General features: G+C 45.2%; 7 protein-coding genes. 2 read left to right on the forward strand and 5 right to left on the reverse strand.

The annotated features are described in order from the left end of the window. Positions 1-103 precede the first annotated feature (103 nt). Together MP3633_RS15365 and glsB are read left to right on the forward strand one after the other, a co-directional pair. A complete protein-coding gene (locus tag MP3633_RS15365; RefSeq protein ID WP_176336176.1) occupies positions 104-1,786 on the forward strand; it encodes a choice-of-anchor I family protein in 1,683 nt (560 codons plus the stop codon). A gap of 162 nt (positions 1,787-1,948) precedes the next feature. Then, a complete protein-coding gene (glsB, locus tag MP3633_RS15370) occupies positions 1,949-2,860 on the forward strand; it encodes a glutaminase B (RefSeq protein WP_176336177.1) in 912 nt (303 codons plus the stop codon). Positions 2,861-2,932: 72 nt separating this feature from the next. On the opposite strand, the gene ppnN is transcribed toward glsB, so the two are convergent. The 5 genes from ppnN to MP3633_RS15395 form a co-directional block, all read right to left on the reverse strand. Next, positions 2,933-4,306, reverse strand: a complete 1,374-nt coding sequence (ppnN, locus tag MP3633_RS15375) for a nucleotide 5'-monophosphate nucleosidase PpnN (protein WP_280526382.1) — start codon at positions 4,304-4,306, stop codon at positions 2,933-2,935. A gap of 114 nt (positions 4,307-4,420) precedes the next feature. Continuing rightward, positions 4,421-5,569, reverse strand: coding sequence for a cell division protein ZapE (gene zapE, locus MP3633_RS15380; protein ID WP_176336178.1), 1,149 nt, complete (start codon positions 5,567-5,569; stop codon positions 4,421-4,423). Positions 5,570-5,645: 76 nt separating this feature from the next. After that, positions 5,646-6,860 (reverse strand): MFS transporter, encoded by a 1,215-nt coding sequence (locus tag MP3633_RS15385; protein WP_176336179.1) that lies wholly within the window; start codon positions 6,858-6,860, stop codon positions 5,646-5,648. A gap of 220 nt (positions 6,861-7,080) precedes the next feature. Then, positions 7,081-9,927 (reverse strand): M16 family metallopeptidase, encoded by a 2,847-nt coding sequence (locus MP3633_RS15390; protein ID WP_176336180.1) that lies wholly within the window; start codon positions 9,925-9,927, stop codon positions 7,081-7,083. A gap of 94 nt (positions 9,928-10,021) precedes the next feature. Then, on the reverse strand, positions 10,022-12,766 hold the full coding sequence (locus tag MP3633_RS15395) for a TonB-dependent receptor (RefSeq protein WP_176336181.1): 2,745 nt from the start codon (positions 12,764-12,766) through the stop codon (positions 10,022-10,024). Positions 12,767-12,805: the final 39 nt, after the last annotated feature.

Genomic DNA, 12,805 nt, shown 5'->3' on the forward strand with positions numbered 1-12,805 from the left:
AAATAAAGCAGCAGTAAGTAAACACTTACCGCTGCTTGCCATATTATTGTCATAATTAGCCGTTACTGTAGCCGCACTCATTTTATCCCTCCGGAGAAGAATCATGCGTTTACCCATTGCATTACCTTTATGTGCCACCGTGGCATTACTTGGTGGCTGCGCCACGTCTAATAATGAACAAGCTGGTGCCACGACTTCCATCGAATTAAGTTTCCTCGGTCGTTATGAGTCAGGCATTTTTGATGGCAGCGCGGCAGAAATAGTGGCATACGATGCTAAAACGCAAGAAACCTTTGTAATAAACGCCAATTCGGGCAAAGTCGATGTGCTGTCCATGAGCAATCCCGCTGCGCCATACAAAATCAAAACACTTGATGTCAGTGCAGACGTGGCCGCGTTAACCGGTTTATCCCTTGGCGCTGCCAATAGCGTTAGTGTCCATAGCGGCATCATGGCCGCTGCTATTGAAGCCAAGCCAAAACAAGACATGGGGTACATCGCTTTTTATAACATCAATGACCATACCTTTATCACTGCGGTAAAAGTCGGCGCACTACCAGACATGGTGACCTTCTCGCACGATGGCAAACAGGTGATTGTTGCCAACGAAGGCGAGCCTAATGATGAATACACCGTAGACCCAGAAGGCAGCGTAAGCATCATTACCTTACCCAATGACATCACGACATTAACGCAAAGCGATGTTACTCAAGTGACGTTTCGTGATTTTAACAACGGCGGCTCGCGCGCGTCAGAACGACCTGACGGACTGCGTATTTTCGGCCCTAATGCCAGTGTTGCTCAAGACTTAGAGCCAGAATACGTCACAGTTTCTAAAGACAACCGCTATGCCTTTGTATCACTGCAAGAAAACAACGGCATTGCAAAAATCGATCTTATGAAAAAGTCGGTGTCCACCATTTGGGCATTAGGCACAAAAGATTATAACCAAACGGGCAACGAACTAGACGTCAGCGACAAGGATAAAACCATTCAGCTGAAAAACTGGCCAGTATTGGGCTTATATCAACCAGACACCATCGCATCTTACACCGTATCAGGTAAAACCTACTTAGTAACAGCAAACGAAGGTGACTCAAGAGACTACAAAGGCTTCAGCGAAGAATATCGCGTGAAAGAGTTAGCCGACGAGCTAAACAGTCGTCTTGCCCTAACCAGTCCACTAAAACACGAGATTGAAGGTAAGCTGGACGATTCAAGAAATCTTGGTCGCATGAAATTTACCAGCACGCTAGGCGCGCAAGATTGCAAACTCACAAAAGGCGCACCGAATAACTGCACCTACACGCAACTGTATGGCTACGGCGCCCGTTCTTTTTCCATCTTGAGCGGCGACACCGGCGAGCAAGTATTTGATAGTGGCAGTGATTTCGAACGCATTACCGCAAAAGCATTGGGCGAAAAAGGCTTCAATGCTTCAAACGACTCAAACAAAACAGATGCACGCAGTGATGACAAAGGACCTGAGCCTGAAGCCTTAACCGTAGGTCAAATTGACGGTCGCACTTATGCTTTTATTGGACTTGAACGCGTGGGCGGTATCATGGTGTATGACATTACCGTACCCAAGAAAAGTCAGTTCATTCAATATTTAACCAGCCGAGATTTCGACGCCAAAGTAGATACCTCTGCAGCAGGCGACCTTGGGCCTGAAGGCATGGCTTTTGTTTCAAAAGAAGACAGCCCAAGCGGGCAAGCATTATTGATTGTTGGCAACGAAGTAAGCGGAACCACCTCCGTTTATGGCATTTCGCCCAGTAAATAAAAAACCTTGAACACAGGATTTCAGCCCCCTTTTTGGGGGCTTTTTACGTTTAATATAAGCCGAAATTCCACTAGGGAATTCATCTCACTGTCTCTATACTAGCCAGCAAATTGAATTCGCTTTCATCGCTTATTCACACCTTAAAATAACACTGGGAACAACGTGGAAGAATTACTTCGCTCAATCGAAAAAAAAGTGAGGCCATTAATTGGCTTAGGGAAAGTCGCAGACTACATACCAGCGCTTGCAAACATTGACCCTAATCAATTCGGCATTGCCATCTACAGTAATGACGGAAAGCTTTACCACACAGGTCAAGCCAAGAAGAACTTCTCCATTCAAAGTATCTCAAAAATCTTTAGCTTAACCCTTGCCATGAAACATTATGGTGAAGACATGTGGGAAAGAGTCGGTAGAGAGCCATCTGGCAATCCCTTCAACTCACTGGTGCAGTTAGAGTATGAGATGGGCATTCCACGTAACCCCTTCATTAATGCGGGCGCACTTGTCGTCAGCGATATGAACCATTCACGCTTTGCATCCCCACATTACGCTATGCGAGAATTTATTCGCCGCCTAGCAGGAAACTCTAAATTACGTTCCGATAAAGTCGTTTCCAACTCAGAGTACGAGTTTCGCGCACGCAACGCGTCTATGGCGTATTTGATGCAAGCATTCGGTAATTTCGAAAACGATGTAGAAGCGGTATTGCGTAACTATTTTGATAACTGCGCCATGCGCATGAACTGCATTGACCTTGCTAAGGCATTTAGCTTTTTAGCCAACAAGGGCTACTCACATCATTCTGGCGAACAAGTGCTCACTCGCCGTGAAACCACTCAAGTCAATGGCTTACTCGCCACCAGCGGGCTCTATGACGAAGCCGGGAATTTTGCCTATCGTGTGGGTTTGCCGGGGAAGAGTGGCGTTGGTGGTGGCATTATAGCCATAGTACCAAATCGCTTTTCTATCTGTGTTTGGTCGCCAGAACTGAATGAATCAGGCAATTCCTTAGCGGGAATAGCCGCACTGGAAGCGCTGTCCGAAAGTAACGGTTGGTCCGTATTTGGCTAGTAAGCAGATCTCATATCCAGACACTAAAAAGGCCTCATTAGAGGCCTTTTTCATTTATTAACTAAAATAGTTTTAGTCGGTGATCACTTTATAGCAAGGCACATACGCGCTACCAGGAAGCTTCATTCGTTGTTGAAGTACAAAAGCTTGCAACAAGGCATCTAGTTTTGCCAACAGAGCTTTATCGCCATGAATCTCGAACGGGCCAAACTCTTTAATATACGCCACGCCTTGCGCTTTCACGTTACCAGCCACGATAGACGAAAACGCACGACGTAAATCCGCCGCCAGCAAATGCGTTTCTTGATTAAAGGTTAGATTTAGCTCACGAACTTTTTCATGTGTTGGTTCAAATGGATGCTGGAATTCTTCTGGAATATGCAGTTTCCAGTTGTAATAAAATGCATCTTTATGCGCTTTACGATACTGACGCACCTCCTCCATTCCCAGCTTCATCACTCGAGCCACTTCAACTTCGTCTTCAATAATAATACGATATTTATTCTGCGCCTCAGCACCCAATACATCACCGATAAACGCATGAATTTGCTCAAAGTAATCAGCGCTTTCTTTTGGCCCTGTAAACACCAAAGGAAAAGGCACATCCGCATTTTTAGGGTGCAAAAGAATGCCCAAAATATAGAGGATTTCCTCAGCAGTTCCGGCGCCACCAGGGAAAACTACAATGCCATGCCCCGCACGCACAAAGGCTTCAAGGCGTTTTTCAATGTCTGGCATGATCACTAACTGATTCACAATGGGATTTGGCGACTCGGCGGCAATAATGCCAGGTTCAGTTAACCCAAGATAAACACCATCCTTAATCCGCTGTTTGGCGTGAGCAATCGCAGCGCCCTTCATCGGCCCCTTCATGGCACCAGGCCCACACCCAGTGCAAATATTCAGCTCACGCAAACCCAGCTCATGGCCCACACGTTTGGTATAATCGTACTCATGGCGAGCAATAGAATGCCCACCCCAACACACAATCATGTCCGGGTTTTGAATGCGACGAAACACATCCGCATTACGCAATAGTTCAAACACCACATTGGTCAACTTACTGGAGCTAGCACCCTCTAAACCGCTAGCAAAGCTGTATTCATGCTGGGTAAAAATAATGTCTCGTAGCACGCTGAACAACATCTCGCGGACGCTGTTAATCATCCTGCCATCAACAAAGGCAAAGCTTGGCGCATTTTTTAACTGTAATTTCACACCGCGCTCTTCTTGCACGATGCGGATTTCAAAATCGTTAAACTCTTCCATGGCCGCCTGTGGATCATCAGAATCACTGCCACAGTTCAAAATGGCCAAAGCACAACGATGAAACAATTCATGAAACGGCCCAGACTCTTCCGACAAACGAGCCATTTCATCTTGCGATAACATCTCTAACGCACCTTTTGGTGCGACTAACGCGTCAATGCGATCTTCGTACTGCATGACCGCCCTCCTCTATTTTCATTTTATTAGTGTCATCCAAATATATTGGTTACGTATGACCCTTTTATCAAGTTTTAACGAAAAACTTAGCAAAAATAGTAACAATGAAATCAATTATTTAGAACTTTCCTTAGAACGTAACCGCTGATAATAAAACGATTTCATTTCAATTAGACGACTGTACGTACGGCGAAACTCAAACAATAAAGACCCATTCAAATACAAACTTTCCAAAGGCAAAGCGGCGTTTAATAACAATACAACTTGATGGTCATAACACTCGTCCACCAAGCTAATGAATCGACGAACAGCGTCATCGTTTACACCTAACGACACCGCTCGCTCACCGGTTTGCCCAGAACCAATCGCACCGTCTTCTGTGCCTCGTGCTTTAATATGTTCAAACGGTTCGCTGCTTAACTCAGGAATCCCCGTCAGCACAATATAAGGATAACGTTGGGCGAGCTCTATGTAGTCCAACGCCGAACGAGGACCACCACACAGAGCATAAAAATCAAACCATGCCATGTTGTCTGAGACCTGAATCACATCAATAGCACGACGACAAACGGATAAGGGCAGTAAAGAAACCTCACCTTTTGAGAGTTGATCAAACAACACCGCCATATCCTGTTCATCTTGAACAAAATATATGGCATTAAACCCTGTATGACGCAGCCGATGGTCTTTCTCTCCACCAAGGTGAAATTCGCTTAAATTGGCCTGTAGTCGTGCAATCGCAGGGGCAAAGCGCGCTTTTTGCAATTGACTCTGAAAAAGATTCTCAATGGCAATATTAGACGTCGCCACCAGCACCACACCTTCTTCAAACAAAGCGTCGGTCAAACCACCCAACAGCATGGCATCGCCGATGTCCGAGACAAAAAACTCATCAAAACACAGCACGCTGCATTCTGACGCCAAACGCGTTGCAATGCCTTTTAAGGGATTTTTTTGTCCAAAAGCCAGATTCAATTCACGATGCAAACGCGCCATAAAGTGATGGAAATGCAGCCGTAGGCCCACACCCTGCGGTAAACACTCATAAAATAAATCCATCAAAAACGTCTTGCCGCGACCCACATCGCCCCACATATAAACGCCTTTAATCTGCATCAGTGGCTTTTCGCTGGATCTATTCGTATTTTGAATCAACTGCTGAAAAACACGCTCTAACTCAAGCAATGCGGGTTGCTGGCGTTCATCATACGTCACCTCGTGACGATCTAACCGAGCTTGATATACTTGCAAAGGAGAAGACATAAAATAATCGTAACTTATAAAAGAGGCAGCTTGCCCCGCTTGAAATAACCATCCTCAAACAGGGCAAAGGAAAATGTTACGCCATTGCGGTACGAAGCCGCGCAATAGGACGATCATCAATAAAGACATGAAGTAACGCGGTAATCAGCGCGATGACACAAGCCGCCCACCAGACAACATCGTACGAGCCTGTTTTGTCGTAAAGATAGCCACCTAACCAAACACCGCTAAACGAACCTAATTGATGGCCTAAAAACACAATGCCATACAACAACCCCATGTAACGCAGGCCAAACATTTGCGCCACGATGCCAGAGGTTGGCGGCACGGTCGCTAACCAAAGCAATCCGGTCACAATTGAAAACGCGTACACAGAATAAGTGGTCATGGGGAAATACATAAAAGCCGCAATAGACAGCGCTCTTAATGCGTAAATAATGGCTAGCAATTTTTTCTTCGAATACTTTCCAGACCAAGATCCCGACAAAAGACAACCGAAAATATTAAACAGTCCAATCAGAGACAAACTCGCCACGGCAACTTCCGACGAAAAACCTTGATCAGACAAAAAGGGCGGCATGTGAACCGTGATAAAGGCCAGCTGAAAGCCACACACAAAGAAACCGACCACTAACAACCAATAATGAGAGTAAGCGCTGGCTTCTTGCAAAGCCTCTTTCATAGTTTGTGACACGCTTTGAACAGCGTTGCCCGACACGTCATTAGACTGGCGGAATGGACTAGACAGCAACACCATCATCAAGGCACATAACGCCATCAGCATCAGCGCTGTGCTCCACCCGTAAGCGGAAATAAAGCCTTGAGCAACCGGAATCACCAATAACTGCCCAGCAGACCCTGCCGCACTGCCTAAGCCCAAAGCAAAAGAGCGCTTCTCTGGAGACACCATTCGCGCCATAGCAGGCAAAACAACACCGAACCCCGTCGCCGAGATCCCCATGCCCATTAGGAAACCGGCGCCCATATTTAAGCCGAACACACCGTCTGCCGTGGCGGTCACATACAAACCTAAGGCGTATAAGACAGCGCCAATCCAAATGGTTTTCAACGTACCAAAACGATCCGCAAACGCACCAGCAATCGGTTGAGACAACCCCCACCATAAATTCTGCAGTGCTAACGCGAAAGCAAATACCTCACGACCATAACCAAATTGGTTTGAAATGGGCGCCATAAAAAAACCCATCGACGAGCGCAAACCAAAGTTTAGCGCCAGAAGAAGGCAAACAAGAGCAATCGAAATGCTGAGCAATTTAACAGGACGCGACATGAATGTTTCCCTAACAAAACAAAATCGTGAAATAACATCCTGACATCATATTCATGCCTTGTTCATAAGTCGAGCAACCAGCAGAAACAAAAAAGCGCCTTAGCATGAACACTAAGGCGCTTTTTAAACGACAATCAGAACGGATCCATATACAGCATAAAAACCATTTTATAGCGGTCACATCAGATCCATTCAGTCACACTGACTAAATCATAAGAAGTCACTCAGCTAAAGGACGGTACAACCCTGTCACACGGTCTTTAAAGGTCAATGTCATTGCAACGTCTTTTAGCTTGCTCTGAGTCAGACCGGACGTCAGCGCATCCATTTCATGCAAATACCGAGCATCACCATACAAGGTTTCACTCAACTCTAAACGATGCAATAGCGTTGAATCTAACGCATTTTTCAAACGATTTTGTTCAATATCGGTAAATGCCGCATGGATATCCGTCACCCAATCCTGGGTAACGATGTCTGGCAATTCAGCCAACACCGTTTCGGTCATTTTTGCGAGGTCATCCAACCGAGCTGGCGAGCTCGAGTATTGGATTTTCAATTCGGCACGATTGGTGTCTTTATTCAATTCAAGACCCACACGAACGCTATAAACGCCCTGAACTTCACTGCGTAAACGTTGCTTTAATTGCGTCTCTAGTCGTTCACCCAAATACGTCAACTGAACGGCCGCTATTGGCGTCCAAGGCAGAGATTGATACGCGTAAAGTCGATACTCTGCTTTAGGTTCTGTGTTCAAAGATACGTCGACGGTTGATTCCCCTGCACGCTGCAAAACTGATGTCGTTTCATAATCAGACTCACTGTATGCTGCGGTGTTACGAGGAATGCCCGCAAGATAGCGTGACGCTAAGCGCGTAATCTCGCCTTCTGGTAAACGAGACACCATAAAGTAATGCACCGGTAACGCCACTTGCTTTTGGCGAGTTGCTTCTAACTTCTCATGGGTCAAGGACTCTAGAATCGGCAAAGTCGGCGCCAAATCGGTGTCGCCAAAACGCGCGGTCGCCAGACGTTTTGAAAACACTTCAACTGGCCGCTCTACGTTAATGCCGGCATTCCTTTTCAGGCTCGCCATCACATTATCGTACACATCCGAATTGATCTTAGGCGTCACTTGATTGACTCGATATACCGCAAGCAGCTGAGCCAACTTGTCGTCGTCAATCGAACCACGGTAAGCAAGGCTTTGCGCTTTCTGCTTAGACGACAAAGATAAAGTATGCTTTCGACGCCATTTTTGAAATTCCTCATCCGTCCAGCCATAAATACCCGTTGCTTCAGACATTTGCACGGCAATTTGCTCCGCCCAAGGAGAGCCTTTGGCAACATGGTAACCCGCACCAGACACCGCAGAAAAATAACTGCTGAGTTCGGTTTCTTCTGGCGACACAGAATGGTATTTTTCCGCGAATACGCGAGGGTCTAATAAGGTCAATTTATCACCATTGGACAAAGACCAATTCGATAATCCCAGCTCTTTTTCCCTATTAATCAAGGTAATCGAGCCAGTTTGAGTAACTTTCGGCAAGCGCTTTTCTGTGACTTCTTGCTCTATTTCTAGCGGCGCTAGGTGGCGCTTTTTCATCGTATCAAAAATGGCTTCAACGTCTTTCATTGACCCCAAATTAACGCCTTTTCCGCCAACGGCCTGCGTGTATAGAATACGATCCGAAGAAGATAACCACTGATCTAAACGAGCGTTCACATCCGCCAATGAAATGCTTTGCACCAAACGTAAAATACGATCGTTGCTTTCTTCAGGATCATGCACTGATTTGTCTGACGTAACCGCTTCCACCATCTTCACAGACCAGATCGTGCCACGACTTTTCGCAGCGGTTTTATTTCGCTCCGCCGTGTCGACCACTTTGTCATACACTCGATCGAAATCTGCCTGAGAAAACCCGTGTGTGTTTATGCGCACCAATTCTTGAATAAGTGATTGCAAGCCTACAGCATGAAAGCCTTCATCCACATTCACCGAAAAGCCTAGGATTGCAACATTGGGAGACACCGTACCTTTTGTGCTCGACAACACACGAACGTGTTCTGGTAATACATCGCGCTGTCGGCGAATTTGCTGTGTCAACAAATTGCGCGTCATGTAATCGATCAGACCACTTCGGCGACTGTCGTCGGAGCCATCCGATTCGCTCTTAAAGCGATACAAGAACGCAACACGATTCACCTTACTGCCAGTATCATTCAGCTGACCTATCTTCAGCTGATCGTCTAGCACAGGGTCTTTCGGATGTCGGATCGGTAACGCACGCGCAGGCTCGTCGCCAAAAGTACGCTTAATTTGGGTTTCTAACGCTTTCATATCCACCGGTGCAAACAGCACCAACGCCATATTATTCGGTGCGTACCAATCTTTATAGAAAGCTTGTAGCTTGTCAGCCGGTGTATTTTTAATCGACGCTTGTGTGCCAATAACAGGGCGCTCTGGGTACAAGGAGCCAACACGTAACAAGGCTTTTTTGTCTTCGTTAATGCGTGAGCGATGGCTTAGCTTGCCGCGCCACTCTTCTTGAATGATCAAGCGCTCCTTATCCAAAGAAGACGCTTTGATTTGAGCGTGGAACGCAATCTGCTGATAAACGTCCAACACGCTATTCAAGCGCTCTGACGTGCTGTCTCTCAGGTTCACCATATAACGGGTGTTTTCGCTATTGGTCATGGCATTGAAATCGCGACCTTGTTTGAACCCCATATCGGTAAAGGCTTGTCGAACCCCATTTGGCAGGCCATCACTTTCATGAAACACCATGTGCTCCACCATGTGCGCCACACCTAACTGGTCTTTTTCTTCGTCGATGGCGCCAGATAGCACCACCAAATTCGCCAAGGTTAGGCCTTCAGGCGCGTCTTTTTCTTGTCGAGAATCAAACAAATAATAACGAAAGCCATTGTTCAACGTGCCATGCACTACTCGCTTATCCCAACCTAATACACCATCTTGTGCGTTCGCTATCGACGATAAAACAGACAATAAAAACAGAAGCGCAACATGCGTCGCATTAAAGCAATTTCGACGAAACACCATATAAACCATCACTTAAAAGAGTCAAAACACAGCAAAGCAGGCGCTCGAAAGAGCCCCTGTTTTGAGAGAGTAAAAAGAAAAAAAAGACATGAAATTAGAAGCGCATACCAACTTCTAGACTCCCAGAACGCCCAAGGGTGTATGAGTAACTATTTGAATTGGTTGATTTATCGATATAATCATCAAACACATTATTAACCGACAATTTAATGTAACCCTCAACCTCTGCAATCAACGCAGGCTTCCACTCGATAGACGTGTCCAATGTAATAAGGTGGTCGAATTTTAAATCGTCATAAATATCGTAAGTGCCTGTGGAATCCGTGAAATTTTCACCTGTATCTTGTGCCACTTTCCCCCCCGACTGCACATTAATACTATTGGCAACAATTAAGCGCCAATCTGGGATTTCTGTCCGTGTTGAGAAACTGATACTGACAGGAATATTAAAGTCAAATGATGGCAACTGAGACTCGTATATCACACTATCTTTATAATAAATTTCATCAGAAGAAATCGTTTCTTCATAAGACACATCACTGAGTGTGTTGCTTTCACTTTCTTGGTAACTAATAGAAATCTTACCATGGGTGTCTGTTGCGCCAATTTCAAATGGATCACGTGTTTCAAACGTTAATGTCACTGTGTCAGTAGAACTACGGCCGTCATTAGTATAATAATCAAGGCCATCCTCTGTTTCTGTGCGGGTGACAAGGTCACGACTTTCTCGGTTTACGAATTGCAACGTCGCATCAACAACGCCAAAACGCTGAACCACCCCAATGTTCCACTCATTAGAATAGGGTGTATCTAGGTCGTAATCACGAAAAGACTGATCAGAATAATTTGTTTGGCGATTTAAGCTTCCGTCTGAATTATAACGATACATGGTGCGCCATGAACGTAACGTGCTGTTGACTTCGTATTGAAAGAAATCACGACCATAATAACGATTCACTCCCGCCAATAGTTTCGTTTTTTGATTACTGAAAACGTCCCACTCTGTTGTAACACGAGGCGATAAATCAACATTGTCTAGGCTGGAACTATAATCAGCACGAACCCCAAAATAATGAGTCCAGTCTCCTTTTTTTATGGTGTCTGATAAATAAACAGCCGCTGAATGATACGTTTTCTCTAATTTATTTGCGGCAATGATGTTGGTAATTCGTAGGTATTCATCATCATAATCAATCACACCATCGCCATTACTATCTGCGCAACCACTGTTGATACAACGATAATTCTGACTAACAATATCACCCTCAACTTCGTAGAACATTTTCTTATAACCTAGCTCTAAACCTGTTTGTAAGGAATGCTCGTACGATCCTACATCAAACGCATTTTGTAGCCATTCAACCATGAATTTTGCACTATCTTGCTGCTGATTGACGTTGCCATAACCACCGGAATAGGGCCAATTTCCATTGTAATAATCGACGTAATGGTAGGCATAGGTTGAATCGTCTGAATCTAGAGTATCTTTTGCTTCATCATAAGAAAGCAATGTTTTCAAAACACCTGAGTTAGTACGAAACACAGTATCAAAACCGATACCTGTCGCTTGGTGAGACTTTACAAATTTCGAATCATAAGATGCATTAGTAACCCCATCGTGGTATCGATTGGCATATAACATAGACACGCCAACGTCCAAATCTTGAGTCGCCTTATAATCAAATCGAGCCATGACGTTATCAACCGTATCATCGTATTCAACGCCTTGCTTGCCATATACCGTATTGCCGATATTTTTCACATAACTCTGGTCAAAAGCCGACGTTGCCCTTGATGCGGTAAATGTCATACCCAGTTTATCGGTGATCCCCTGAGCGCCAGTAAACGTATAGCGTTGCTTTAAATATTCTGGCGTATACTCGCCTTCGATAGAGTCACCATCTGCTAAGTCCTCAGCCAAATCTTCACCTGCGTGAATTTCATCCCACTCATCCTTAGAGATCGCATACTTAACAGACAAATAATCTTCGCCATCGTAACGCTTAAGTTTCGAAGAAATCACACCACCAAGAAAGCCGCCAAACTCAACAGGTACGTTGGAGTCATATACGGTTACGGATTCAAGCGCATCAGGATCAACATAGTAACTTTGAGAGGAACTACCAGACAGCATACTCAAATTTGTCGGAGAAATTGGATTAGAGTAAGTGTCTTCAGAGTCCCCTGGATTCAAGTCATTATTGGCGGATATTCCGTCGATTACGTATGAGTTTTGATAATGAGATTGACCGTGAATAGACACTTCATCTGGCCGCATACTTGCACTATTAGCAGAGGTACTGGAAGAACGGCTGAATCGAACAGCGCCATTCCCTTTTAATAGATCCGTTAGGTTGGTGGTATCTCCCGCCATACTTTCAATTTCGCTCGAACTAATAACGCTTTTACCCAATGCAGCTGAACTCCTCCCTCCCTCAACCATCAAGGGCGACAACGTAATACCATCTTCCCCTTCGGTGACTGTATTGGGATCAATCAGAACAATGCTATTTGCTTTACCTATTTTATAAGACAAACCTGTACCGAAAAGCAGTAGATCCAATGCCTGTACCGTCGAGTACTCACCTTCAAAACCCAGTGTACGTTTGCCCGAAAGCAATTCGCCACTGCCACCTAAGAACACACCGGACATAGCCGCGAAGGTATTTAACGCTTGCGCCAAAGCACCATCAGGCACGTCGTAGTAGCGAACATTTACCGAACTGGATTCCGCGTAGGCTGCCGACGCAGTTAATCCGCTTGCAAAAGCAATGCTGGCCGCCAGAAGCGTCAAAGCACCGCGACGTTTAACAAATCGCACTGAGGGGGTAAATGACATAAAAATATTCCGTAATAATAATGTTTATTACTACTATTA

Origin of the sequence: Marinomonas primoryensis (assembly GCF_013372285.1) — a bacterium.
GTDB classification, from domain to species: domain Bacteria; phylum Pseudomonadota; class Gammaproteobacteria; order Pseudomonadales; family Marinomonadaceae; genus Marinomonas; species Marinomonas primoryensis.

What these genes read in the sequence shown, in the direction of transcription:
- zapE (WP_176336178.1), bottom strand. Translation starts at nt 5,569, where the DNA reads ATGTCTTCTCCTTTGCAAGTATATCAAGCTCGGTTAGATCGTCACGAG.
- MP3633_RS15395 (WP_176336181.1), bottom strand. Translation starts at nt 12,766, where the DNA reads ATGTCATTTACCCCCTCAGTGCGATTTGTTAAACGTCGCGGTGCTTTG.
- MP3633_RS15385 (WP_176336179.1), bottom strand. Translation starts at nt 6,860, where the DNA reads ATGTCGCGTCCTGTTAAATTGCTCAGCATTTCGATTGCTCTTGTTTGC.
- MP3633_RS15390 (WP_176336180.1), bottom strand. Translation starts at nt 9,927, where the DNA reads ATGGTGTTTCGTCGAAATTGCTTTAATGCGACGCATGTTGCGCTTCTG.
- ppnN (WP_280526382.1), bottom strand. Translation starts at nt 4,306, where the DNA reads ATGCAGTACGAAGATCGCATTGACGCGTTAGTCGCACCAAAAGGTGCG.
- MP3633_RS15365 (WP_176336176.1), top strand. Translation starts at nt 104, where the DNA reads ATGCGTTTACCCATTGCATTACCTTTATGTGCCACCGTGGCATTACTT.